The sequence below is a fragment of the Micromonospora sp. MA102 genome, assembly GCF_025460765.1.
GTDB classification, from domain to species: Bacteria; Actinomycetota; Actinomycetes; order Mycobacteriales; family Micromonosporaceae; genus Micromonospora; species Micromonospora halotolerans.
In genome coordinates, this window is the sequence record NZ_JAMWEG010000006.1 from 133,008 (window position 1) to 158,215 (window position 25,208).

A 25,208-nucleotide genomic window follows, 5' to 3' on the forward strand; every position below is an offset into this window, starting at 1 on the left:
CGGAAGCACCACCACCAGCGCAGGCCGTGCGCCAACGGGCGCGGGGCCTCCCGGAACGTTTACCCCCGAGGAGATTCGCGGTGAAGAGAATGAGGACCCACCCGCCGTCCCGCAAGATCATCGCGGTGCTCGCCGCCGCGCTGCTCGCCACCGGCGTCGCAGCCTGCGGCAACAGCGACACGGGCGGCAGCGGCGGCAGCGGCGGCGACGACGGCACGATCACGCTCGGCTTCTCCCAGGTCGGCGCGGAGAGCGGGTGGCGCACGGCGAACACCACCTCGATCAAGGAGGCCGCGACCGAGGCCGGGATCGAGCTGAAGTTCGACGACGCGCAGCAGAAGCAGGAGAACCAGATCAAGGCCATCCGCAACTTCATCCAGCAGAAGGTCGACGTGATCGCCTTCTCGCCCAAGGTGGAGTCCGGCTGGGACACCGTGCTCAAGGAGGCCAAGGACGCCAAGATCCCGGTCATCCTCACCGACCGGGCGGTCGACTCCGCCGACAAGTCCCTCTACAAGACCTTCCTCGGGTCGGACTTCGTGAAGGAAGGCCGGCTCGCCGGGGAGTGGCTGGTGGAGCAGGAGAAGGCGGCCACCGGCCCGGTCAACATCGTCGAGCTGCAGGGTACGACCGGCTCGGCGCCGGCCAACGACCGGAAGAAGGGCTTCGCCGAGGCGATCGGGGCCAACCCGAACCTCAAGATCATCGCTTCGCAGTCCGGTGACTTCACCCGCGCCGGCGGCAAGCAGGTGATGGAGCAGTTCCTGAAGGCCAACCCGAAGATCGACGTGCTCTTCGCGCACAACGACGACATGGGCCTGGGCGCGCTCGAGGCGATCACCGCGGCCGGGAAGGTGCCCGGCAAGGACATCAAGATCATCACCGTCGACGCGGTCAAGGACGGCATGCAGGCCCTCGCCGACGGCAAGTTCAACTTCATCGCCGAGTGCAGCCCGCTGCTCGGTCCCCAGCTGATGGACCTGGTCAAGAAGGTGAAGAACGGCGAGACGGTGCCGGCCCGGATCGAGACCCAGGAGACCACCTTCACCCAGGAGCAGGCCAAGGAGGCGCTGCCCAACCGCAAGTACTGACCGGACCGGGGGGATTCACCCCCTCGACATCCGACGCGGCGGCCGGGCCCGAGGCCCGGCCGGCGCGCAGGCCCGAACGACCGGGCCTGTGATCGACCCGAGCGGGCCGCGTACACCGCGCGCCTTCCGCACGAACCGCAGGAAAGGTCCGATGGCATGACAGGGAGCCATCCAGTCCTGACAATGACGGGGATCAGCAAGTCCTTCCCCGGGGTACGCGCGCTCGACAACGTGGACTTCCGCCTCTTCCCCGGCGAGGTGCACGCGCTGATGGGCGAGAACGGCGCCGGCAAGTCCACCCTCATCAAGGTGCTGACCGGGGTCTACGGCACCGACCACGGCACCGTCACGCTCGGTGGTGAGCAGGTGTCGTTCAACGGTCCGATGCAGGCCACCGCCGCCGGGGTGAGCACCGTCTTCCAGGAGGTCAACCTCTGCACCAACCTCTCGGTGGCGGAGAACATCTTCATCGGGCGGGAACCGCGCCGGCTGGGCGCGGTCCGGTGGGCGGAGATGCGCCGCCGGGCTCGGGCCCTGCTCAAGCGGCTCGACCTGGACATCGACGTCAACGCGCAGCTCGGCAGCTACTCGCTGGCCGTGCAGCAGATGGTGGCGATCGCGCGCGCCATCGACATCAAGGCCCGGGTCCTGGTGCTGGACGAGCCGACCTCCAGCCTCGACGCGGGTGAGGTCGCGCAGCTGTTCCGGGTGATGCGGCAGCTGCGCGACGACGGCATCGCGATCCTCTTCGTCACCCACTTCCTCGACCAGGTCTACGGCATCGCCGACCGGATCACCGTGCTGCGCAACGGCCAGCTCGTCGGCGAGTACGCGACGAGCGAGCTTCCTCAGCTCAGCCTGGTGGAGAAGATGATCGGCAAAGAACTGCAGGTCCTGGAGCGCCTCGACGAGCAGTCCCGGCACGACGTCGCGGCGCCGGCAGCCGGCGCGCCGCTGCTCGACGTACGCGAGCTGGGACGGCGCTCGGCGGTGGCGCCCTTCAGTCTGACCGTCCACGAGGGGGAGGTGGTCGGCCTCGCCGGCCTGCTCGGCTCGGGGCGTACCGAGGTGGCGCGGCTGCTGTTCGGCGCCGATCGCGCCGACCACGGCAGCGTCCTGGTGCACGGCTCGCCCGCGTCGTTGCGGACCCCGGCGGCCGCCATTGGCCACGGCTTCGGCTTCTCCTCGGAGAACCGGCGAGCCGAGGGCATCATCGCGGAGCTGACCGTGCGGGAGAACATCATCCTCGCCCTGCAGGCCGCCCGGGGCTGGCTCCGGCCGATTCCTCGGCGCCGTCAGGACGAGCTGGTCGAGCGGTACGTGCGGGCCCTGAGCATCCGACCGGCGGACCCCGACATCCCGGTCGGCAACCTCTCCGGCGGCAATCAGCAGAAGGTGCTGCTCGCGCGTTGGCTCATCACCGAGCCGCGCCTGCTGATCCTCGATGAGCCGACCCGGGGCATCGACATCGGGGCGAAGACCGAGATCCAGCGGCTGGTCGCGCAGCTTTCCGACGGCGGAATGGCAGTGCTGTTCGTCTCCGCCGAACTCGAGGAGGTGCTCCGTCTCAGCCACAAGATCGCCGTGATGCGTGACCGGGAGATGGTCACGCAGCTGAACAACGACCAGAGCGTGGACGCCGACCGGATCATGCAGCACATCGCGGCCGGCGCGGGGCACGAGGGGGTGCCGTCATGAGTGACCGAATGGCCCGCTACCGGGCGCTGACGACCCACCGGCTCTTCTGGCCGGTCGTCGTCCTCGTCCTCATGCTGGCCGCCAACACCGTCTACCGACCGGGCTTCCTCTCGGTGCAGATGAGGGACGGTCACCTGTACGGCAGCCTGATCGACATCCTCCGGCTGAGCGCGCCGCTGATCCTGGTCGCGCTCGGCATGACGCTGGTGATCGCCACCGGCGGCATCGACCTGTCGGTCGGCTCGCTCTGCGCGATCAGCGGCGCCATCGCCTGCCTCTACATCAGCCGGCAGCCCGACCAGAACAGCCTCGGCGGCGTGCTGACCGCGCTGGCCCTGGCGCTGGGGGCGGCCCTGGTGCTCGGTGCGTGGAACGGCGTCCTGGTCGCCGTCATCGGCATCCAGCCGATCATCGCCACGCTGATCCTCATGGTCGCCGGCCGGGGTCTGGCCCAGCTGATCACCGAGGGGCAGATCCTGACGATCAACTCCGGTCCGTACAAGGCGATCGGCGTCGGTCACCTGCTGACGCTGCCGCTGGCCATCTTCCTGGCCCTCGCCGCGGCCCTGGTCATCGCCGCGGTGACCCGGCGAACCGCCCTCGGCATGATCATCGAGTCGGTCGGTGGCAACGCCCAGGCCAGCCGCCTGGCCGGTATCCGCTCCGGGCGGATCACGTTCCTCGTCTACGTGATCAGCGCGGTCTGTGCCGCGATCGCCGGCTTCATGATGACGGCCAACGTGTCCAGCGCCGACGGTAACGCCGCCGGCCTCTGGGTCGAACTCGACGCGATCCTCGCCGTGGTCATCGGCGGCACCTCGCTCGCCGGTGGCCGGTTCTCCCTGAGCGGCACCATCCTCGGCGCGCTGCTCATCCAGACCCTCACCACCACGGTGTACGCCATGAACATCTCGCCCCAGACGTCCCTGCTGTTCAAGGCGGTCGTGGTCATCGCGGTCTGCCTCATCCAGGCACCGGGCTTCCGGGCCCGGTTCGCCCGGCGCCGGGCCCCGGCGGACGCCGCCGTCCCTGCCACGGAACAGCCGAAGGAGCAGGTGCCCGCATGACCACCCTGTCCCTGATAGCCACCCGCACCTGGTCGCGGCTGCCCCGGCGGCACGTTCCGGTCCTGGCCACCCTCGCCCTGCTGCTCGTCCTGTACGGCGTCGGGGTCTCGCAGTACCGCGCGTTCTCCAACATCCAGGTCATCTTCAACGTCTTCATCGACAACGGGTTCCTGCTCGTCGTCGCCGTCGGGATGACCTTCGTGATCCTCACCGGCGGGATCGACCTCTCCGTCGGCTCGGTCGTCGCGATGACCGCCATGGTGTCGGCGTTCCTGCTGCGGGAGGGGCTGCCGGCGGCGCTGGTGCTGCTCGTCGCGCTGCTCATCGGGCCGACGCTCGGCTTCCTGATGGGCTGCGTGATCCACTTCTTCGACATCCAGCCGTTCATCGTCACCCTCGCCGGGATGTTCTTCGCCCGCGGCATGTGCACCTTCATCAGCGGCTCGTCCATCCCGATCACCGACGGGTTCTGGACCAGCATGTCCCAGCAACGCATCGGCAACCCCAGCGGCAACTTCGTCTCGATCAGCGTGCTCATCGCCTTCGCCGTGGTCGCCGTCGCCGCGTACGTGCTGGCCTACACCCGGCTGGGCCGCAACGTGTACGCCATCGGCGGCAACTCGCAGTCGGCCCTGCTCATGGGGCTGCCGGTGGGGCGGACCCGGATCGCCGTCTACACGATCAGCGGCCTCTGCGCGGCGATCGGCGGAATCCTGCTGTCCTTCTACACGCTCTCCGGCGCCCCGCTGATCGGCGTCGGCATGGAACTCGACGTCATCGCCGCCGTGGTCATCGGCGGGACGGTGCTGACCGGCGGCTCCGGCTACGTCTTCGGCACCGTGCTCGGCGTGCTGGTCCTCGGGGTCATCCAGACCCTGATCACCTTCGACGGCAGCCTCAACTCGTGGTGGACCAAGATCGTGATCGGCGGCCTGCTCTTCGCGTTCATCCTGCTCCAACGTCTGATCGGAATCCGCTACAAGTGACCGACCAACTCGCGGAAGGCAACTCCATGGCATCGCACGCTGAGCCCGAGATCTGGTTCCTGACCGGCAGCCAGGCCATGTACGGCGAGGACACCCTTCGCCAGGTGGCCGACCAGTCGCGGCAGATCGCGGCGGCGCTCGACGGCTCGCCGCACATCCCCGCCCGGGTCGTCTGGAAACCGGTCCTGACCACCAGCGGCGACATCCTGCGGGTCTGCCGGGAAGCCGCCGCGCACGGGGCCGTCGGCGTGATCGCCTGGATGCACACCTTCTCACCGGCGAAGATGTGGATCGCCGGCCTGGACGCGCTGCGGACGCCGCTGCTGCACCTGCACACCCAGGCCAACGTCCTGCTGCCCTGGGACGAGATCGACATGGACTTCATGAACCTCAACCAGGCCGCACACGGCGACCGGGAGTTCGGCTTCATCCAGACCCGCCTCGGGGTGGCCCGCAAGACCGTCGCCGGGCACGTCAGCGACCCTCGCGTGGTGTCCCGGGTGGGCGCCTGGGCGCGGGCGGCGATCGGCTGGTCGGCCATGCGGTCGCTGCGGCTGGCCCGCTTCGGCGACAACATGCGCGACGTGGCGGTGACCGAGGGCGACAAGGTGGAGGCGGAGCTGCGCTTCGGTGTCTCCGTGAACACCTACGGGGTCAACGACCTCGTCCACGCCGTCGGCGAGGTCACCGACGCGCGGGTGGACGACCTGGTCAAGGAGTACGACGACAGCTACCGGCTGGTGCCCGAGCTGCGCACCGGCGGCGACCGCCACGAGTCCCTGCGCTACGCCGCCCGGCTGGAGCTGGGCCTGCGGGCCTTCCTCGACGCCGGCGGGTTCCGTGCCTTCACCACCAACTTCGAGGACCTCGGCGGGCTGCGCCAGCTGCCCGGCATCGCGGTGCAACGCCTCATGGCCGACGGCTACGGCTTCGGCGGCGAGGGCGACTGGAAGACGTCGGTCCTGGTGCACACCCTCAAGGCGATGGCGGTCGGGGTCGACGGCGGCACCTCGTTCATGGAGGACTACACGTACGACCTCACCCCGGGCCGGGAACTGGTCCTCGGCGCGCACATGCTGGAGGTGTGCCCGAGCATCGCCGCGGACACGCCCTCCGCCGAGATCCACCCGTTGAGCATCGGCGGGCGGGAGGACCCGGTCCGGCTGGTCTTCGACGCGGCGCCCGGCCCGGCGGTCGTGCTGGGCCTGGCCGACATGGGGGAGCGGTTCCGGCTCGTCGCCAACGAGGTCGACGTGGTGACGCCGCCACATCCGCTGCGCCGGCTGCCGGTCGCCCGGGCCGTCTGGCGTCCCCGCCCGCACCTGGCCGGTTCCGCCGAGGCGTGGATCACCGCCGGGGCCCCGCACCACACCGTGCTCTCACAGGCTGTGGGGGTGGAGGAGCTGCACGACCTGGCCGAGATGAGCCGTACCGAACTGGTCGTCATCGACGCCGACACGAACCCGCGCCGCTTCGCCGAGGAGATCCGCTGGAATCAGGCGTACTACCGGCTCGCCCGGGGGCTCTGAACCGACGGGCGGCCACCGGTACCGGTGCGGCCCGGCCGGCGGTCACCGCCGGCCGGGCCCGGTGCGCCGGGGTCAGCAGGTGGAGTTGGTCTGGGTGAGCAGGCCGAGCCGCCAGGGCAGGCTGTTGTAGTCGCCGCCGGCGGCGGGGTCCATGCCCTGGTAGAGGTAGCGCAGGTTGCACGGGTCGACGGGGAGGGTCTGGTCGTTGCCACTGCGGATCATCTCACCGTGGCTGATGTCCCGGGTCCAGACGCCGCCGGGGAACGTGACGTTGTTGGCCCGGGCGAACGGGTTGCTCTCGGTGTCGGCCAGGGCGGTCCACGGTCCGACGACGGCCGGGGCGGTCCAGGAGCGGAAGTACCGGCGCCCGTCGCTGCCGATCGCCTCGACGAGCAGCAGGTACCGGTCGCCGACCCGGTAGACGTTGGACGCTTCGAACAGCCGGTTGCGGTCGCTGTCCTGCATGGCGATGACCGTGTCGGTCATGCCGTTGGGGAAGTTCGCCAGCGTCGTCCGGGACCGGTACAGGTGCCCGTTGTCGTCGGAGGAGAACAGGTAGCAGTCGGTGCTGTCGCAGATCACCCACATGTCGACCCAGTAGCCGTTGCCGATGTTCTGCTGGATGATGTCCGGCATCGACGGGTAGAAGTTCTTCGGCGCGCTCCACCCGGCCGGGTTGCCGATGTCGGGGTTGGTGGAGTACGACGCGTTGCCGGTCTGGTAGACGAGGTACCACAGCCGCTGTGGCGCGAAGTAGAACACCTGTGGGGCGGCGCGGTAGCCGGCGCCGATCGGGGTCTGGTCGAGGTAGGTGAACGGGGCCGCGGCGGCCTGGGACCAGTCGGTGAAGCTCGTGTAGACCAGGTTGTAGCCGTCGGCCTTCGCGGTGCTGGCGAAGACGTGGTAGCGGCCGTTGTGGTACACGACCGAGGGGTCCTTGATCCCGGCGATGCCGCGGCCGTCGTTCTTCGGGCCGATGAGCACGCCGCTGGAGTTCCACCGGAAGGTGCTCGGCAGGTTGCCGGTGGGCGGCGGTGAACTGGGCGGCGGTGTCGTGGTGGGCGGCGGAGTGGTCGTGCCGCCCGTGCAGGTGGTGCCGTTGAGCGTGAAGCTGGTCGGCGCGGGGTTGCTCCCCGTCCACGAGCCGTTGAATCCGAACGACACGCCGGCGTTGGTCCCGATGCTCGCGTTGTAACTGGCGTTCGACGCCCGCACCTGGCCTCCGCTCTGCGTGATGGCGGCGTTCCAGTACTGGGTGACCTGCTGCCCGGCCGCGTAGCTCCAGGTGAGCGTCCAGCCGTTGACCGGGTCGCCGAGGTTGGTCACGGTGACGCCGGCGTTGAAGCCGCCGGGCCACTGCGAGGACACCTGGTAGGTGACCGAGCAGCCGGCGGCGGCCGCGTCGGCGGGCAGGGGCACGGTCGCGGCGGCGGTGATCAGGCCCGCGGTGGCCGCGAGCGTCGCCGCCCGGACTGTCCACGTGGTGCGCATGGAGGATCCTTCCGGTGGTGGGGTGCCGGCCCGGGCGGCGAGAGAGGGGAAGCGCTGGCGGGGAGCTGCGCCCTCGGGTGCGTGGCCGGTCCACCGCCGCCGCCACCGCCCCGGTTCGGCCGGTACGGCCGTGCCGGGGCGGTTCGATGGCGGGGTGGGGGCCGGTGCCGGTGCCGCTCACCACACGTCGACCCGGAGGTGTCCGGTGCCCTTCGACGGCCGGTGCTCCCGAGCGGGGCGCTGCCCTCGGCTCCTGAGCGCCGAACATAGCATGTTATCGATAACAGCCTCAAGGCTGGACCTTCTACCGGGCCGGCCTTCGTGCTCCGCCGAACTGACGACTGGTACGCGAGCAGTGACATCGACCGATTGACCCTGACCGATGTCTAAAGGCTCCTGGCGTCCATGCGCCGACTCGCCGTCGTCCCATCGATGACGCTTTCCCGCACACCAATTGATGGCATGGCGGGCTGACCCGTGCCCGGCCGCGGGCTAGGCCCGGTTCCACCGCTGGTTGGCCCCGCCGTTGCACGTCCACAGCTGGACCTTCGCCCCGTCGTTCGTGGCCTGGCCGTTGACATCCAGGCAGAGCCGGGACTGGACGCCGAGGACGGTGCCGTCGGCGGCGAGCATCCACTTCTGGTTGTCGCCGCCGTTGCAGTCCCAGAGCACCACCGCCGTGCCCGCCGCGGTGCCCCGACCGTAGGCGTCCAGGCACTTGTTCCCGTACACCCTCAGCTCGCCGGCCGGGCTCGGCGCGAAGGTCTGGTCCGCCGTGCCGGTGCAGGCCCGGATCTGCGCCGCCGCACCGTTGGCCGGCGAACCGTCGGCGATGCCCAGACAGCGACCGGACTGCGCTCCGACCAGCCGGGTGGCCGGCAGGGCAAGTGATCCGCTCGCCGTGTCGACGTCCCATGAGCTGAACCAGCTCAGCGCGGCGGTACCACCGGCGGTGAGGGTGATCGGCAGCCAGACCGGCAGCGAGGAGTTCAGGTCCGACGGGTTCCACCGGTCGCCGAGGTACACGTAGCTGGTCCCGGAGCTGCCGCTGACCGGCAGCAGGAACGACGTCTGCGAGTCGTAGGTGCGGCTGCCGGCCGGCGCCACGTTCCGGAACTCGTTCCACGGCCCCGCCGGCGACAGCGCCGTCGCGTACACGTTGTCGTTGGTCGACCACCCGGTCAGGTGCGAGGCCAGCAGAAAATAGCGATCACCGACCTTTGCCATCGCCGGCGACTCCAGGTCCGCGAGGACCGCGACCGGGCCGACCACGCTGGTGTAGTCGGCGGAGAGTCGGTCGATCCGCAGGCCGTGGTCGCGGTCCTCGGTGAGCAGGTATTCCGTGCCGTCGTCGTCCTTGAACAGGCCCAGGTCCCGGCTCAGGAAGCCGAGCGGCCGGCTGGAGCCCAGGTAGGTGTAGGGGCCGCACGGGGTGCTGCTGACCGCGACCCCGGCGCGCGCGTCCCCGTAGGAGCTGGAGTCGATGTGCATCCACATCACGTAGCGGCCGGTCGCGCTGTTGAAGACGACCTTCGGCCGCTCCACGATCCGTCCGGCGGAGAGATCCCCGCTGGCCTGCCGGGAGAGCGCGTCGGTCTGCCGGGTCCAATGCGCCAGGTCCGTCGAGGAGTAGCAGGCGACCGCCGTGAAGGTGGCACCCGCGCTCTTGTCCTCGCCCACCAGGTAGTAGGTGGAGCCGACCGTGAAGATGCCGGCGCCGTGTGCCTGCAGCCGCCGGCCGGCCGTGTCCGTCCATGGGGTGCCGGGCGTGATCGTGGCGGTGGCCGCGTGCGCGGGAGAACCGATCCCCACCACGGCGAGGGTGCCGGTCACCGCCAGCACCAGTGCCAACAGGGTACGCCGGAGTCTCTGCTGCATGACGTCTCCGAGGTTCGAGGGAATGCGCGCTGCCCGGTAACGCCAGCAGATTGCCAGAATCGTCAGACCAGTTCAAGAGGCAGGGAGCGCTATTGCGTCGACCACGGGCGGGGATCCGCCATAACACTTTTCCCATGAATCTGAAATAGATGCCTTTCATTGCGCAGGGCTCCTGTTATCGCTAACATCACCGCTGTCGGGCTGGGCGGAGGCTGGGAGCCGGGCGACCCCAGCGCCCGCTCGGCCCGGGCTGCCTGGCTCAGCGGAGCCGCCATCGACGGTCGCGAGCCGTACCCCGCATTGCTCGCAGGCCAGCCCGGCGTGCCGACGCCACCGGCGCCGACCCGCCGACCCGGCGCGGTCCTCCCACGGCGCGTGTCCCTCCGGAAAGGAGTGGTTGATGACGGTGACAGCTGCGACTCGGCTCGGACATCGCTGGCGGTCGGCACTGGCCGCCGCCGCGGCGGCGCTCCTCGCGACCGGTGCGCTCGTGACGGTGCACGCCGCGCCCGCCGCGGCGGCGTCGGTGGACACGAGCGCCTGGTACGTGCTGCTCAACCGCAACAGCGGCAAGGCCCTCGACGTCTACGGCGCCGCCACCACCGACGGCGCCCGCATCACCCAGTGGACCCGCAACAACGGCAACAACCAGCAATGGCAGTTCGTCGACTCCGGCAACGGCTGGTACCGCCTCAAGTCCCGCAACTCCGGCAAGGTCCTCGACGTCTCCAACCGCGCCACCACCGACGGCACCCCCATCATCCAGTGGACCGACGCCAACGCCACCAACCAACAATTCCAACTCACCGACACCACCGGCGGATACATCCGACTCATCAACCGCAACAGCGGCAAAGCCGTCGAAGTACAGAACGCCACCACCACCGACGGCGCCAACATCGTCCAGTACACCGACTGGAACGGCACCAACCAGCAATGGCAACTGGTCATGGTGTCCGCCGGTGGCGGCACCGGTGGGGGGTGCGGCAACCCGCCGGGGCTGTCGAACGGCAGCCACACGATCCAGAGCGGTGGCAAGAGCCGCAGCTACCTCCTCCGGCTTCCGGCCAACTACGACAGCAACCGCCAGTACCGCCTGATCTTCGCGTTCCACTGGCGGGGTGGCACCGCCAACGACGTCGACTCGGGTGGCACAAGCGGGGCCGCCTGGTCCTACTACGGTCAGCTGGAGCAGTCGAACAACAGCGCGATCCTCGTCGCACCGCAGGGCTTCGACAACGGCTGGGCCAACTCCGGCGGGGAGGACGTCACGTTCGTCGACGACATGATCCGGCAGATCGAGGGCGCCCTCTGCGTCAACACCCGACAGCTCTTCGCTCTCGGATTCAGCTGGGGTGGCGGCATGAGCTACGCGCTGGCGTGCGCTCGGGCGAACGTCTTCCGGGCCGTCGCCGTCTTCAGCGGCGCGCAGATCAGCGGGTGCAGCGGCGGCACCCAACCCATCGCGTACTTCGGGCTGCACGGCATCACCGACAGCGTGCTGAACATCTCCCAGGGACGGGCGCTGCGCGACACGTTCGTCCGGAACAACGGCTGCACCCCGCAGAGCCCGCCCGAGCCGGCGTCCGGCAGCCGGACCCACATCACCACCGCCTACTCCGGCTGCCGCAGCGGCTACCCGGTGCAGTGGGCGGCGTTCGACAACGGCCACATGCCGGGCCCGGTGGACGGCACCTACGCCGAGAGTGGCGTCACGACGTGGACCAAGGGCGAGGTCTGGCGGTTCTTCGTTCAGTTCTAGCCGAGCCGCGAGGCCCCGCCTGGACGCCAACGGCACGGTGACCGGCGCGAATCAGCAGGGGGCCTGCGCTCCTGAGGACGGCTGGGCCGCCGCAGCCAGCCACCATTGAGAGGACTCAGATGGGAACGCATGACCACCCGGTCCACCGTCGAACCCTGTTGCGTGCCGCCGGCGTCGTGCCGGCAGCCATGGCCGTGGGCGCCACGGCGCTGCCCGCGTCCCGGGCCGAGGCGGCCGTCGCGCCCGCCCGCCCCGACCTCGGCGTCTCGGCGTACCCGTTCGCTCCGGGCCAGGTACAGCTGACCGCCAGCCGGTGGCTGGACAACCAGAACCGCACGCTGAACTACCTGCGCTTCGTCGACGCCGACCGGGTGCTGTACAACTTCCGCGCCAACCACCGGCTCTCCACCAACGGTGCCGCGGCGAATGGCGGCTGGGACGCGCCGAACTTCCCCTTCCGCACCCACATGCAGGGGCACCTGCTCACCGCGTGGGCCCAGGCCGCGGCCGTACTCGCCGACACCACCTGCCGGGACAGGGCCACCTACGTCGTCGGCGAACTGGCCAGGTGCCAGGCGAACAACGGCGCCGCCGGCTTCACCGCCGGCTACCTGTCCGGCTTTCCCGAGTCCGATTTCACCAGCCTGGAATCGGGCTCGTTGTCCAATGGCAACGTGCCGTACTACGTCATTCACAAGACCATGGCCGGCCTGCTCGACGTCTGGCGGTACCTCGGCAACACGCAGGCCCGGGACGTGCTGCTCAACCTCGCCGGCTGGGTGGACTGGCGGACCGGGCGGTTGAGCTACAGCCAGATGCAGTCGGTCCTGAACGTCGAGTTCGGCGGGATGAACGCGGTGCTGACCGACCTCTACCAGCAGACCGGCGACGGGCGCTGGCTGACCACCGCGCAGCGCTTCGACCACGCCGCGGTCTTCAATCCCCTGGCGTCGAACCAGGACCAGCTCAACGGGCTGCACGCGAACACGCAGGTGCCGAAGTGGGTGGGCGCGGCCCGGGAGTACAAGGCCACCGGCACCACCCGCTACCGCGACATCGCCGCCAACGCCTGGGCCATCACCGTCGGCGCGCACACCTACGCCATCGGCGGAAACAGCCAGGCGGAGCACTTCCGTGCCCCGAACGCCATCGCCGGGTACCTCAACCGGGACACCTGCGAGCACTGCAACAGCTACAACATGCTCAAGCTCACGCGGGAGCTGTTCACCCTCTACCCCGGCCGCGTCGACCTGGTCGATTTCTACGAGCGGACGCTGCTCAACCACATCATCGGGGCACAGAACCCGGCCGACAGCCACGGCCACATCACCTACTTCACCCCGCTCAACCCGGGTGGCCGTCGCGGCGTCGGCCCGGCGTGGGGTGGCGGCACCTGGAGCACCGACTACAACTCCTTCTGGTGCTGCCAGGGGACGGGAGTCGAGGCCAACACGGCGTTGATGGACTCGGTCTACTTCTACTCCGGCACGACCCTGATCGTGAACCTGTTCATGCCGTCCGTGCTGACCTGGGCCGAGCGGGGCATCACCGTCACGCAGACCACGAGCTACCCGGTGAGCGACAGGACCACCTTGAAGGTGACCGGGGCCGCCTCCGGGCCGTGGGCGATGCGATTGCGCATCCCGGCCTGGACCAGTGGGGCGACGATCAGCGTCAACGGCGTGGCGCAGGACATCACCCTCGATCCCGGCAGCTACGCCACCCTCAGCCGATCCTGGACCTCGGGCGACACCGTCACTCTCCAGCTGCCCATGCGGGTGGCGACGCGAGCGGCCAACGACAATCCCAACGTCGCCGCGGTCACCTACGGCCCGGTCGTGCTGGCCGGCCACTACGGTGACGCGAGCCTCTCATCGCTGCCGTCGTTGACCGCCTCCTCGGTCACCCGGTCCAGCACCTCGTCGCTCGCGTTCACCGCCAGCGCCAACGGCGCCGCGGTGAACCTGGCTCCCTTCTACGACGCGCAGGGTTACAACTACACCGTCTACTGGAGCCTCGCCGGGGGCTCCACGCCGACCGGGTACGTGAAGATCGCGAATGTGACGACGGGTCTGGTGTTGGACAGTGGGGGGAGTGTGGGGTCGGGGTCGGTGGTCAAGCAGTGGAGTGATGTGAGCAGCCCGAATCTGCAGTGGCAGTTGGTGGATGCGGGTGGTGGTTACCACCGGGTGGTGAATCGGGCCAACGGGATGGTGGTCGACAGTTGGGGCAACGCGACCAACGGGGCGAGCGCGTTGCAGGCGCCGTGGAACGGCGGCGTCAACCAGCAGTGGCGGTTGACCAGCGTGGGTAACGGTCGTTATCAGCTGGTCAACCGGGGCACCGGCACGGCCCTTGACGGGATGGGCAACGCCACCGTCGGGTCGACGGTGTGCATGTGGGCGCCCAACGGCAGCACGAACAACCACTGGACCGTCACCGCTCTCTGACCCGACCCGGTCGCGCGGCCCGGGGCGCGTGAACTCGCCGCGCGCGGCCTACCGGGACGCCACGGGCCGACCCCTGCCCCACGCCCTGTCAGCGCCGGCGAGCGGCGAGGGTCTCCTCGGCGTACGCCCAGAGCCGGTCGGCGGCGTCGGGGTCCACCGAGTGCTCGGCCACCCCGGTCATCGGGTCCGGGCCGCCGGGGACCACCTCGGACTCCTGGTTGTCCTCGAAGTAGCGGCCGGTGACGCCCTCGACCAGCGGCGACGCGGCCAGCAGCACGGTGGTGGCGGCGCCCTGCGCCGGGGTCTTGTAGTGCGCCGGCACCGTCACGTTGCCCGCCTCGTCGGTGGTCACCCCGAAGGAGCGCAGCGTGTCCTCGCCGAGGTGGCGTTGCAGGTTCGTTCTGATGAAGCCCGGGGCCAGGGCGTTGGCGGTGATCCCGTCGGCGGCCCAGCGCCGGGCGATGCCGACGGCCAGCAGGACGTCGGCGGTCTTGGACTGGCTGTACGCGGTCCACGGGTCGTACGGGCGCCGGGCGAAGTGGGGGTCGTCGAAGTCGACGCCGGCGCGCAACTGCGCACCCGAGCTGACCACGACGACCCGGGCGGAGCCGGCGGATCGGAGGTTGTCGTGCAGGCCCCGGGCGAGCGCGAAGTGCCCGAGGTAGTTGGTGGCCAGCTGCAGTTCCCAGCCTTCCGGGGTCAGCTGGCGGTGCGGCAGCGCCATGATTCCGGCGTTCGCGATCAAGGCGTGCACCGGCCCGGTCCAGCCCGCGACGAAGGCGTCGACGGAGTCGAGGTCGGCCAGGTCGAGCGCGACGGCCCGCACCGTGCCGGGGCCGGGTCCGGGGAACTCGGCGACCAGGTCGTCCGCGCGGGCGGGGTCGCGCGTCGCCACGGTGACCTCCGCGCCGGCGCGGGCGAGAGCGCGGACCGTCTCCAGGCCGATGCCGGAGGCGCCGCCGGTGACGATCATGCGGCGCCCGGTGAGGTCGACGCCGTCGATGACGTCGTGGGCGGTGGCGCGGGCGGTGAATCGGGTGGTCAGGCGTGTGCTCTCGGTCATGGCAGCAACGCTACGGCCGCCGGACCTGGACGGCCTATAGTTCGACGTCCGGGAAACTTCAGCCAGCGTCCGAGGGGGTGTGCGTGGACCCGTTGGAGGACGTTCTCTCGCTGATCGGCGCGACGAGTCACCTTTCCGCCGGTATGTCGGCCGGCGGAGCGTGGGCCGTCCGGTTCGAGCCGCCCGCCGGCGTGAAGTTCAACGTCGTACGCCGGGGTGCCTGCTGGCTGCGGGTGGACGGGGTGCCGGATCCCCTCCGGCTCCGCGCGGGCGACTGTTTCCTGCTGACCCGACCGGTCGCGTTCACCCTGGCGAGCGACCTGGGTCTGCCGACCGAGCCGGCCGGACCCCTGTTCACCGCGGCCACCGACGGCGTGGCCCGCGCCGGCGCCGGCGACGAGGTGTTCCTCATCGGCGGCGCGTTCTCCTTCACCGACCGCGCCCAGGCCCTGCTGCTCGACGGCCTCCCGCCGGTCATCCGGGTGGCGGCGGAGACGCCGGAGGCCGCGACCGTGCGGCGGGCGGTCGACGAGATCGACGCGGAGTTGCGGCAGGACGCCGCGGGGGCGCGGCTCGTCGCCGAGCACCTGGCCGTCGTCATGCTGGTCCGGATCCTGCGCCTGTACCTCACGCGGGACGCCGGTCACACCCGCGGCTGGCTGGCCGGCCTGAACGATCCCACCGTGGCGACCGCCCTGCGACGGATGCACGCCCGGCCCGCCCACCCCTGGACGGTCGCCGAGCTGGCCCGCAGCGCGGCGGTCTCCCGCTCCACCCTGGCGGCCCGGTTCAAGCAGGTGGTGGGGCAGGGGCCGCTGGAGTACCTCACCGCGTGGCGCATCGAACTCGCCGCCGACCGCATCCGCCGCGGTGACGGCACCGTCGCCACCATCGCCCGCGACGTCGGGTACGGCTCGGAGAGCGCCTTCAGCGTCGCCTTCAAACGCGCTGTCGGTCTCTCGCCGCGCGCCTACCGCGCCGCCGTGGCACGAGCGGCGTAGCGCGGCTCAGTCCACGAGCACGCCGGGGTTGAGGATGCCGTGCGGGTCGAGCGCGGCCTTGGCGGCACGCAGGGCCAGGGCGAACGGTTCCGGACGCTGCCGGTCGTAGCCGGGACGGTGGTCGCGGCCGACGGCGTGGTGGTGGGTGATGGTGGCGTGATGGCGGTGCAGGACGTCGGTCGCCACGTCCTTGAGGTGGTCCCACACGGCGACCTCGTCGCCGGGCCGGCCCCCGGCCAGCACCGTGAAGTAGGGCGCCGCTCCGTCGGGATAGACGTGGGTGAGGCGGCAGTTGACGGCGGCGGGATGGCCGGTGGCCTCGCGCGCGGCGGCGCCGACCTCGGCCCGGACGGCGTCGATCAGAGCGGGAAGCCGGTTCCAGGTGGCGGCCGTCTCGAAGGTCTCGACGACGGCCCCCATCCGGGCCAGGCCGTCGCGCAGGTAGGGCATCCGGAGGAACGCCGAGCGCCACGCGCCGACCGCCTCGTCGCCCCGGCGGCCGGCGCCCGGGGATGGTGTTCCGCCGTGTGCCCGGGCCAGGTCCAGCGCCTGGGCGAGCTCGGCGGCCATCGGCACGGCGGCCGACTCGAAGCCGAGGACGAGGACGGACGAGCCGTCTCGGGCGGCCCCGGACAGGGCGGCCTCGCCGGCATCGAGCAGGCGGCAGTTGGCCGGGGAGAGGCCGGACTGGGCGATCGCGCGGACCCCGCGCAGCGCGGCGCCGAAGTCGGCGAACCGGACCGACGCGGACGCCCTGTGGAGGGGGCGGTCCTGCAGGCGCATCCACGCCTCGGTGATGACCCCCAGGGTGCCCTCGGAGCCGAGGAACAGCCGGTCGGGAGACGGTCCGGCCCCGGAGGCGGGCACCTGCCACGACGTGCCGGCGCCGGCCGGGGTGACCAGCCGCAGGGCCTGCACGAAGTCGTCGACGTGCGTGTGCACCGTGGCGTAGTGACCGCCCGCCCGGGTGGCGAGCCAGCCGCCGAGGGTGGAGAACTCGAAACTCTGCGGGAAGTGCCGCAGTGTCAGGCCGTGCGGCCTGAGCTGGTCCTCCAGTGCCGGGCCGAGGACGCCGGCCTGGATGCGCGCGGCGCGGCTGTCGGTGTCGACCTCCACCACCCGGTCCATCGTGGTCAGGTCGAGGGACACCACGGCCCGGTGCGCGTCGCCGCGGTACTCCACGCCGCCGGTCACCGAGGAGCCCCCGCCGTAGGGGATCACCGCCACGCCGCGGTCACCGGCCCAGTCCAGGAGGTCGGCCACGTCCCGGTCGTCCGCCGGCCGGGCGACCAGATCGGGTATCCGCCCGGGACGGCCGCGCAGCGCGCGGATCACATCCCGGTACGCCTTGCCCATGGCGTGCGCGGCGCGCGCCTCGGGGTCGGCGGTGACCAGGTGCGCGAGACCGCGCGGCGGTTCGACGGCGGGCCGGGCGATCCGCAGGTCGGCGACCCGAGGGACGGGCAGCGGGCGGGGGAGTGTACCGGGGAGGAGTGCTCCCAACGCCGCGCATTCGGCGTCGTCGGGGTGTTCGTCCGCCCAGCCCCAGCCCCACCAGGAGCGGGTGCGGGCGGTGGGGCGGGCGGTTGCGGCGTCGGCCATGGCCATGACGGTATCCATCGATCACCGGAACCGCCGGACGTTGACCGCCCGTCGGGGCACCGACGACTACGATGACGTCATGGCCGAGACCCTCGCGTTGACGTTGACCTTGGAGCAGCGCGGTCCGGCGGGAGCGTTCGTGCTCTCCGACGAGCAGGTGTCCGTGGTGGGGGAGGGGCGTCGGACGTTCCCCGTACGCGTGAGTGTCAACGGGGTGACGCTGCCGCTGCGGCTGGCCCGGATGGGTGGGGAGAACCTGATCGGGTTGTCCCGGGCGGCGCGGACACAGGCGGGGGTGAGCATCGGGGCGACGTACGAGGTCGCCGTCGCCCTCGACGCGGAGCCCCGCGGCGTGGAGGTGCCCGAGGACCTGGCCGCCGCTCTCGCCGGTGACGGCCCGGCGCAGGCGGCGTTCGCGGCGCTGGCCCCCTCGCACCGCAAGGAGTTCGTCCGCTGGGTCACCGAGGCCAAGCGGGAGGCCACCCGGGCGCAGCGGGTCACGGAGACCGTCGAGATGCTCCGCGCCGGCCGGCACCGCTGAGCGCCCGAACACCACGGCAGCGGTCGGGGGGGACGCGTAGACCGACGCGTCCCGCCCGGACCGCCGTGTCTAGCGGCGCGGCCGCTGCGGAATGCGCGGCAGGACGTAGGGCGGGCCACTGTAGATCAGGTCCGCCTTCATCAGCTGGTACGCCCGCTTGGGCTGGTAGTTCTCGTCGTAGATGGTGGCCAGGCCCTCCGGCGGGTCGGAGAACCAGCCGGGCACCCAGGAGTGCTTGTCGGTGAACCCCCAGACGGTGAACGACAGGCAGTGCCGCTCGGCCAGGCAGGCCTGCAGCAGCACGTCGAAGTTCGCCGCCGCGGCCTGCAGCCGCGGGTTCACCTCGTTCGAGTCGCCCGCCTGGACTCCCTCGGTGAGCTGGCTGCGCACGTCGACCTCGGTGAACGCGGTGGCCAGCCCCAACCCGGCGAACTTCCGCAGCGCCTCGGCGACCTGGAAGGTGTCGAAGTTGCCGTACTGGGTGCCGAGGTGTCCCTGACTGCCGATGCCGTCGATCGGCACGCGCTGGGCCAGCAGGTTCCTGGCCATGTCGTACACGAACTGGGTCTTGTCGTTCGCCGGGTCGCGCGAGCCGAACGCCTCGATGTTGTAGTCGTTGTAGAACAGCAGGGCGTGCGGGTCGGCCGCGCGGGCCCAACGGAACGCATCGGCGATGTAGCCGGGACCGAGGTGCTCGGCCCAGAATCCCTTGTAGTGCAGGGTCGACGGGGTGTCCCAGGGGTCGCTGACCGCCTCGTTGACCACGTCCCACTGCCAGATCCGGCCCTTGAAGTGGGTGACCACGGCGGTGATGTGCCGGCGCAGGATGTCGCGCAGCTCGGTGTTGCTGATGGAGCCGTCGGCCACGCCGGCGGTCAGCCAGCCGGGCAACTGGTTGTGCCAGACCAGGACGTGGCCGCGGACGCGCTGGTTGTTCTGCTTGGCGAAGGCGAGGAGCCGGTCGGCCGGCTCCCAGTTGTAGGTGCCGCGGGTCGGCTCCAGGCTCTCCCACTTCATCACGTTCTCCGCGGTGACCGTGGAGAACTCCGACGCCGCGAGCTGGCGGTACCGCGGGTCGGCGGGGTCGTCGAGGGCGGCCATGTCGACGGCCGTGCCGACGGCGAGGCCGTGGCGCAGCGCGAGGTTGCGCAGGCTCTGGTCGGTCGGATCGTAGGGGCGGCCGGCCGTCGCCGGCGGGCTGCTGAGCGTGGCGGCGGCGGCCACGGCGACCGCGCCGGCGGCTATCCATCGTCGCAGTTTCATGGGCTTCTCCGGTGTGCGAACGGGTCGACCGGCGCGTCGACCGGGAGGGCGCCTGGTGCGCGGCAGGAGACCCGCCGGGACGCCGATCAGGGGACGGTGCGGGAAACGGTGGTTCGAGACCGAGCCGATACTTTCGAGCAAATTCCCGGTAACTGAGCCGGAACAATACGAGCGTCGATCCCCCTCGTCAACCGTCGGAGACCCGGCGGCGACGCCGGAGCAGCGGCCGCGGTAGCCGCAGCCCAGGCCCGGTCGGGCCTTGACCCGCATCGCATCAGGTCATAACGTGCCCTCAAGCGATCGGAAGTACCGGCATCCCACCGAAAGTCCCGGGGCTCCGAGCAGGCTGCCGGCCCGGGAAGGCTTCCCTTCGTTCGCTCGAGCGATGACGAAAGGGCGACAGGTGGCCGCGGACGATTCCCGGAAAGTCACCATCGCCGCGATCGCGCGGCTGGCCGGCGTGTCTGTGCCCACCGTGTCGCGGGTCGTCAATGGCCGTTCCGACGTCGCGCCGCGAACCCGGGAGCGGGTCGAGGAGCTGCTGACCCGGCACGGCTACCGCCGCCGCAGGCCGAGCGCGCGGCCCAGCTCGGGCCTGATCGACCTGGTCTTCAACGACCTGGACAGCCCCTGGGCGGTCGAGATCATCCGGGGGGTCGAGGACGTCACGCACGCGGCCGGCATCGGCACCGTGGTCTCCGCGATCCACCGGCGCAGCTCGTCGGCCCGCCAGTGGCTGAACAACCTGCGCACCCGCTCCACCCAGGGAGTCATCTTCGTGACGTCCACCCTGGAGCCGCCGCTGCAGGCCGAGTTGCGCCGGCTCAACATTCCCGTCGTCATCGTCGACCCGGCCGGGGTGCCCCCACAGGAGGCGCACACCATCGGCGCGACCAACTGGGCGGGCAGCCTGCGCGCGACCGAGTACCTGCTCGGCCTCGGCCACCGGCGGATCGGCTTCGTCGCCGGGCCGCCGCAGTTGATGTGCAGCCGGGCGCGTCTCGACGGCTACCGGGCGGCGCTGGAGACCGCCGGCCTGAGTGTCGACGAGGAACTGATCTATCCGGGCAACTTCTACCACGAGGCCGGCTTCGCCGCGGGCAACCATCTGCTGCGCCTGCCCGAGCCGCCCACCGCGATCTTCGCCGCCAGTGATCAGATGGCCCTCGGTGTCTACGAGGCCGTGCGGCGACGCGGCCTGCGGGTGCCCGACGACGTGAGCGTCGTCGGCTTCGACGACCTGCCGGAGGTCCGGTGGTGCTCCCCGCCGCTGACCACCGTCCGGCAGCCCCTTGCGAAGATGGGCCTGCTCGCCGCCCGCACGGTCCTGCGCCTGGCCCAGGGTGAGCGAATCGAGAGCCCGCGGGTGGAGCTGGCCACCCAGCTCGTCGTCCGCGACAGCGCAGCCCCGCTGGCCGGCTGACCGCCACCGGCGTCCGATCCGCTGGGAGTGGCCGCGGCGTCAGCGGTAGGGGCGGCAGGAGGCCCGCACGACCAGCTCGGTGGGGAGCCGGATGTGGATGTCGCGCTCGACGCCGGCGATCAGGTCGATGAGCAGGCGCAGCGCCTCGGCGCCCATGCGCTGCAGCGGTTGCATGATCGTCGTCAGCGGGGGATTCACCAGCGCCGACTCCGGGACGTTGTCGAAGCCAATGACGGACAGGTCGTCGGGCACGGCGAGGCCCATGTTCCGGGCAACGTCCATCGTGGATATCGCCGAGAGGTCGTTTCCGGCGAAGATCGCGGTCGGTCGGTCCGGGAGCGAGAGCAGTTCCGCGGCCGTACCGGCGGCGCTCTCGGTGCGGAACCCGCCGACGCGCACGATCCGCTCGTCCACGGCAACGTCGGCGTCGGCCATGGCCTTGCGGAAGCCCGCCTCGCGCAGGCGCGCCGATTCGAGGTCGGGGCGTCCGCTGATGTGCCCGATGCGGCGGTGGCCGAGCGACAGCAGGTAGTTGGTGGCGAGCACGGCCCCGGCGAAGTTGTCCGAGTCGACGGTGGGCAGACCGGACGGGCCGGTGTGCGGGTCGACGGCAACGACATGGAAGCCGTGCTTGGTCTCGATCACGGTCGGCGTGACGATCACGGCGCCGTCGATGAGGGTCCCGGACAGGCGGGCCAGCGAGCGCCGCTCCCAGCCGATGGCGGCGCCCTCGCCGTCGCCGCTGGAGTAGGCGAGCAGCTGGTAGCCGCTGCCGGCGACCTCCCGGGACGCCCCCTTGAGCAGTTCGGTCGAAAACGGCTCGAACTCGGCGACCAGGATGCCCAGCACGTTCGTGCGGTGGCTGCGCAGGCTCTGCGCGCCCAGGCTGGCCTCGTAGCCGAGCTCGTGGATGACCTGCTGGACGCGCTCCACGGTCGCCTGGGCCACGCCGTACCGCCCATTGACCACCTTCGATACCGTAGCCACCGAGACGCCGGCGGTACGTGCCACATCCGACATCTTGACGCGCTCCGGGAACACCACCCGACGATGATAGAGCCGCTGCTCGGGCCCCGTCACGAGGGACTCGAAAACGTTATCGATACCGATTGACACCAAGTTTCACGGCTGTAAAACTCCCCCGCAGGCCGAGTACCGCGACTGCCTGACGGAGGAGACATCGATGGCGACGAAGCGCCGTGCGGGTGCCGCTCTGGCACTACTTATGACAAGCGCTCTCGTCGTCGCTGGTTGCAACAGCGGCGGCGACGACGAGACGTCCAGCGAGAGTGAGCTGTACAAGAACCCGGTGACCCTGACCTGGTGGCACAACGCCCCCCAGGACGGGCCCGGCAAGGTCTACTGGGAGAAGGTCGCCAAGGACTTCTCCGCGCTCCACCCGACCGTCAAGATCGAGATCGAGGCGATCGAGACGAACCAGCTGCAGCGCACCCGCATCCCCGCCGCCCTGCTGAGCAACGACCCGCCGGACATCTTCATGTCGTGGGGCGGCGGCGAGCTGGTTGAGCAGGTCGAGGCCGACTACCTCAAGGACATCACCGACCAGACCAAGACCGAGGTTGCCAGCATCGGCAGCGCGGCCGAGATCTGGCAGGTGAACGGCAAGCAGTACGGCCTGCCGTTCCGGATGGGCATCGAGGGCATCTGGTACAACAAGGACATGTTCGCGCAGGCGGGCATCAGCGCGCCGCCGACCACGTTCGAAGAGCTCAACGCCGCGGTCACCAAGCTCAAGGCCATCAACGTCACCCCGATCGCCGTGGGCGCCGGCGACAAGTGGCCCGCCGCGCACTGGTGGTACAACTTCGCGCTGCGCGCCTGCTCGGTCGACACCCTGAAGAAGGCGTCCAAGGACAAGGTCTTCGACGACCCGTGCTTCGTGAAGGCCGGCCAGGACCTCAAGGCCTTCATCGACACCAAGCCCTTCCAGAACAACTTCATCGCCACGCCCGGCCAGAACGACCCGACCAGCGCGAACGGTCTGCTCGCCAACGGCAAGGCCGCGATGGAACTGATGGGCGACTGGAACCGGGGCACGCTGGACAACGTCGCCACGGACAAGGCCAAGCTCGCCAAGTTCCTCGGCTGGTTCCCCGTGCCGGCGATCTCCGGCTCCGCCGGTGACCCGAAGGCGGCGCTCGGCGGCGGCGACGGGTTCGCCTGTGCCAAGAAGGCCCCGGCCGAGTGCGTCGAGTTCCTCAAGTACATCGCCAGCCCCGAGGTGCAGAAGGGCTACGCCGAGACCGGCACCGGGCTCCCCGTCGTCAAGGGCGCGGAGGCCGGCATCAAGGACCCCGCGCTGAAGTCCATCCTGCAGGCCACGGCCGAGGCGAGCTACGTCCAGCTCTGGCTGGACACGGCCTACGGCAGCACCGTCGGCACCGCGATGAACGACGGGATCGTCGGCATCTTCTCGGGCAAGGGCACGCCGGAGAAGGTCGTCGCGGGGATGAAGGCAGCCGCGAGCAAGTGACCTCCACCGACCAAACCCGGTTCCCCGCCGGCGGCGTTTCCGCGCCGCCGGCGGGTCGCCGGCCCGCCGGGCGCTCGTCCTCCCGCCGGGCCGAGACCCGCCGTAAGTGGTACGAGATCATCGGGCTCACGACGCCGGCGCTCGTGGTCTACGTGATGTTCGTGCTGGTGCCGATGGGCTTCGCGGTCTACTACAGCCTGTACCGATGGCGGGGGATCGGACCCCCGACCGAGTACATCGGCTTCAAGAACTACACCCTCGCGTTCCAGGACCCGATCTTCCGCGACGCGTTGCGCAACAACGCCATCATCGTGTTCGGGTCGCTGCTGATCCAGGGCCCCATCGCCCTCGGCATCGCCCTGCTGCTCAACCGCCGCTTCCGTGGGCGCGCCGTGTTCCGCCTGCTGGCGTTCGTGCCCTACGTGCTCGCCGAGGTCACTGTCGGCATCATGTGGAAGCTGATCCTGGCCGAGGACGGCACGGTCGACGCGCTGCTGCGGTCCGTGGGACTCGGCAGCCTGGTGCAGGCGTGGCTCGCCGACCTCGACGTCGTCATCTGGACCCTGCTCTTCGTCCTCACCTGGAAGTACGTCGGCTTCGCCATCATCCTCCTGCTCGCCGGCCTGTCGAACGTGCCGCACGAGCTGACCGAGGCCGCCGCGATCGACGGCGCGAGCTGGTGGCAGACCCAACGCCACGTCACCCTCCCGCTGCTGGGGCCGACCATCCGGATCTGGATGTTCCTGTCGATGATCGGTTCGCTGCAGGTCTTCGACGTCATCTGGGTGACCTCGGTGCCCGCCATCCGGTCGCTCGGGGCCTCCGGGACCATGGCGACGTACATGGTGGACAACGGGTTCTTCGCCCGGCTGTGGGGCTACGGCAACGCGGTGGCCGTGATCCTCTTCGTCATCTCATTCGTCGCGGCGCTGCTGTTCCAGCGCTTCATCCTCCGTCGGGACCTCGAGGGCGCCATCACGAGAAGGGCGAACTGATCATGGTCACGAACCCCGTCCATTCTCCGTCCGCCGGGCGCCGGCCGGTCTCGTGGGGCACCCCGCTGACATACGCGCTGGCACTCGCGGTCGCGGCCGTGTCGATCGCGCCGATCCTCTACGTGATCGTCGGCGGTTTCCGCACCACTCCGCAGATCGTCGCGGACCCGGGCGGCCTGCCCGACCCGTGGGTCTTCGACAACTACACCCGGGTGCTGACGCAGGGCAAGTTCTGGCAGCAGGCGTTCAACAGCGGGGTGATCGCCCTCGGCACCACGCTCGGCGTCGTGGTGCTCGGCCTGGCCGCCGCGTTCGTGCTGGCCCGGTACAGCTTCCGCGGGCGTGAGGGGCTCTACACCTTCTTCACGCTCGGCCTGCTCTTCCCGGCCGGGGCGGCGATCCTGCCGCTCTACCTGATGCTGCGGGATCTGGGCCTGGTCAACTCCTACTACGCGGTGATCCTCCCGCAGGTCGCCTTCCAGTTGCCGCTGACGATCGTGATCCTGCGGCCCTTCCTGTCCGCCATCCCGAGAGAGCTGGAGGACGCCGCCGCCATCGACGGCGCCGGTCGGCTCGGCTTCCTCTGGCGCATCGCGCTGCCGCTGTCGCGGCCCGCGCTCGTCACCGTCGGCGTCCTCGCGTTCGTGGCCAGTTGGAACGCGTTCCTGCTGCCGCTGCTCGTCCTCGGCGATGTCGACCTGCACACCCTGCCGCTCGGGGTGCAGAACTTCTCAAGTCAGTTCTCCACCGACACCGCCGGCGTCCTCGCCTTCACGTCGCTGGCGATGCTGCCGGCACTGTTCTTCTTCACGCTCGCGGAGAAGCAGATCGTCGGTGGCCTGCAGGGCGCGGTCAAGGGCTGAGCGGCAGCGGT

19 protein-coding genes are annotated in these 25,208 nt (G+C 70.5%); 13 read left to right on the plus strand and 6 right to left on the minus strand.

Going from position 1 to position 25,208, the window contains the following annotated elements:
• The first annotated feature begins 89 nt into the window (after positions 1-89).
• The 5 genes from NFX44_RS14460 (at position 90) to araA (ending at position 6,371) form a co-directional block, all read left to right on the plus strand.
• Entirely contained in the window at positions 90-1,091 is a 1,002-nt protein-coding gene (locus NFX44_RS14460) for an ABC transporter substrate-binding protein (RefSeq protein ID WP_262284284.1), read from the plus strand.
• A gap of 156 nt (positions 1,092-1,247) precedes the next feature.
• A complete protein-coding gene (locus NFX44_RS14465; protein WP_262284057.1) occupies positions 1,248-2,789 on the plus strand; it encodes a sugar ABC transporter ATP-binding protein in 1,542 nt (513 codons plus the stop codon).
• The gene (locus NFX44_RS14470; protein ID WP_262284058.1) at positions 2,786-3,856 is read left to right on the plus strand and encodes an ABC transporter permease; all 1,071 of its coding nucleotides are present in this window, start codon (positions 2,786-2,788) and stop codon (positions 3,854-3,856) included. Before NFX44_RS14465 ends, NFX44_RS14470 begins: the two co-directional genes overlap by 4 nt.
• Entirely contained in the window at positions 3,853-4,842 is a 990-nt protein-coding gene (yjfF, locus tag NFX44_RS14475) for a galactofuranose ABC transporter, permease protein YjfF (RefSeq protein ID WP_262284059.1), read from the plus strand. The genes NFX44_RS14470 and yjfF overlap by 4 nt, the downstream gene beginning before the upstream one ends.
• 26 nt (positions 4,843-4,868) lie before the next feature.
• Positions 4,869-6,371, plus strand: coding sequence for an L-arabinose isomerase (gene araA, locus NFX44_RS14480; RefSeq protein WP_262284060.1), 1,503 nt, complete (start codon positions 4,869-4,871; stop codon positions 6,369-6,371).
• Positions 6,372-6,443: 72 nt separating this feature from the next.
• On the opposite strand, the gene NFX44_RS14485 is transcribed toward araA, so the two are convergent.
• On the minus strand, positions 6,444-7,862 hold the full coding sequence (locus tag NFX44_RS14485; protein ID WP_262284061.1) for a non-reducing end alpha-L-arabinofuranosidase family hydrolase: 1,419 nt from the start codon (positions 7,860-7,862) through the stop codon (positions 6,444-6,446).
• Positions 7,863-8,354: 492 nt separating this feature from the next.
• Entirely contained in the window at positions 8,355-9,740 is a 1,386-nt protein-coding gene (locus NFX44_RS14490) for a ricin-type beta-trefoil lectin domain protein (RefSeq protein WP_262284062.1), read from the minus strand.
• Positions 9,741-10,140: 400 nt separating this feature from the next.
• On the opposite strand from NFX44_RS14490, the gene NFX44_RS14495 reads away from it, so the two are divergent.
• Together NFX44_RS14495 and NFX44_RS14500 are read left to right on the plus strand one after the other, a co-directional pair.
• Positions 10,141-11,502, plus strand: a complete 1,362-nt coding sequence (locus tag NFX44_RS14495; RefSeq protein ID WP_262284063.1) for an RICIN domain-containing protein — start codon at positions 10,141-10,143, stop codon at positions 11,500-11,502.
• Between the two features lie 188 nt (positions 11,503-11,690).
• Entirely contained in the window at positions 11,691-13,952 is a 2,262-nt protein-coding gene (locus NFX44_RS14500) for a beta-L-arabinofuranosidase domain-containing protein (protein WP_262284285.1), read from the plus strand.
• Positions 13,953-14,040: 88 nt separating this feature from the next.
• Here the strand turns inward: NFX44_RS14500 and NFX44_RS14505 are convergent, their stop codons facing one another.
• On the minus strand, positions 14,041-15,015 hold the full coding sequence (locus NFX44_RS14505; protein ID WP_262284064.1) for an SDR family NAD(P)-dependent oxidoreductase: 975 nt from the start codon (positions 15,013-15,015) through the stop codon (positions 14,041-14,043).
• 83 nt (positions 15,016-15,098) lie between these two features.
• On the opposite strand from NFX44_RS14505, the gene NFX44_RS14510 reads away from it, so the two are divergent.
• Positions 15,099-16,016 (plus strand): AraC family transcriptional regulator, encoded by a 918-nt coding sequence (locus NFX44_RS14510; RefSeq protein WP_262284065.1) that lies wholly within the window; start codon positions 15,099-15,101, stop codon positions 16,014-16,016.
• Between the two features lie 6 nt (positions 16,017-16,022).
• Here NFX44_RS14510 and NFX44_RS14515 read toward each other — a convergent pair whose 3' ends face one another.
• Positions 16,023-17,618: an FAD-binding oxidoreductase gene (locus NFX44_RS14515; RefSeq protein WP_262284066.1), complete on the minus strand. Its 1,596-nt coding sequence runs from the start codon at positions 17,616-17,618 to the stop codon at positions 16,023-16,025.
• A 79-nt stretch (positions 17,619-17,697) separates the two neighbouring features.
• Here NFX44_RS14515 and NFX44_RS14520 point away from each other — a divergent pair, with 79 nt between their 5' ends.
• On the plus strand, positions 17,698-18,159 hold the full coding sequence (locus NFX44_RS14520) for a YdeI/OmpD-associated family protein (RefSeq protein WP_262284067.1): 462 nt from the start codon (positions 17,698-17,700) through the stop codon (positions 18,157-18,159).
• A gap of 69 nt (positions 18,160-18,228) precedes the next feature.
• Here NFX44_RS14520 and NFX44_RS14525 read toward each other — a convergent pair whose 3' ends face one another.
• On the minus strand, positions 18,229-19,422 hold the full coding sequence (locus tag NFX44_RS14525) for an endo-1,4-beta-xylanase (protein WP_262284068.1): 1,194 nt from the start codon (positions 19,420-19,422) through the stop codon (positions 18,229-18,231).
• Between the two features lie 403 nt (positions 19,423-19,825).
• Between NFX44_RS14525 and NFX44_RS14530 the strand changes: the two genes are divergently transcribed.
• Positions 19,826-20,845 (plus strand): LacI family DNA-binding transcriptional regulator, encoded by a 1,020-nt coding sequence (locus NFX44_RS14530; protein WP_262284286.1) that lies wholly within the window; start codon positions 19,826-19,828, stop codon positions 20,843-20,845.
• Between the two features lie 39 nt (positions 20,846-20,884).
• Here NFX44_RS14530 and NFX44_RS14535 read toward each other — a convergent pair whose 3' ends face one another.
• Positions 20,885-21,925 (minus strand): LacI family DNA-binding transcriptional regulator, encoded by a 1,041-nt coding sequence (locus NFX44_RS14535; RefSeq protein ID WP_262284069.1) that lies wholly within the window; start codon positions 21,923-21,925, stop codon positions 20,885-20,887.
• A gap of 145 nt (positions 21,926-22,070) precedes the next feature.
• Here NFX44_RS14535 and NFX44_RS14540 point away from each other — a divergent pair, with 145 nt between their 5' ends.
• From NFX44_RS14540 to NFX44_RS14550, 3 genes are read left to right on the plus strand one after another with little or no spacing between them, the layout of a single operon-like run.
• Positions 22,071-23,339, plus strand: coding sequence for an extracellular solute-binding protein (locus tag NFX44_RS14540; RefSeq protein WP_262284070.1), 1,269 nt, complete (start codon positions 22,071-22,073; stop codon positions 23,337-23,339).
• Complete coding sequence (locus NFX44_RS14545) at positions 23,336-24,334, plus strand: carbohydrate ABC transporter permease (protein WP_262284071.1); 999 nt, start codon at positions 23,336-23,338, stop codon at positions 24,332-24,334. The genes NFX44_RS14540 and NFX44_RS14545 overlap by 4 nt, the downstream gene beginning before the upstream one ends.
• Positions 24,335-24,336: 2 nt before the next feature.
• The gene (locus NFX44_RS14550; protein ID WP_262284072.1) at positions 24,337-25,197 is read left to right on the plus strand and encodes a carbohydrate ABC transporter permease; all 861 of its coding nucleotides are present in this window, start codon (positions 24,337-24,339) and stop codon (positions 25,195-25,197) included.
• Positions 25,198-25,208: the final 11 nt, after the last annotated feature.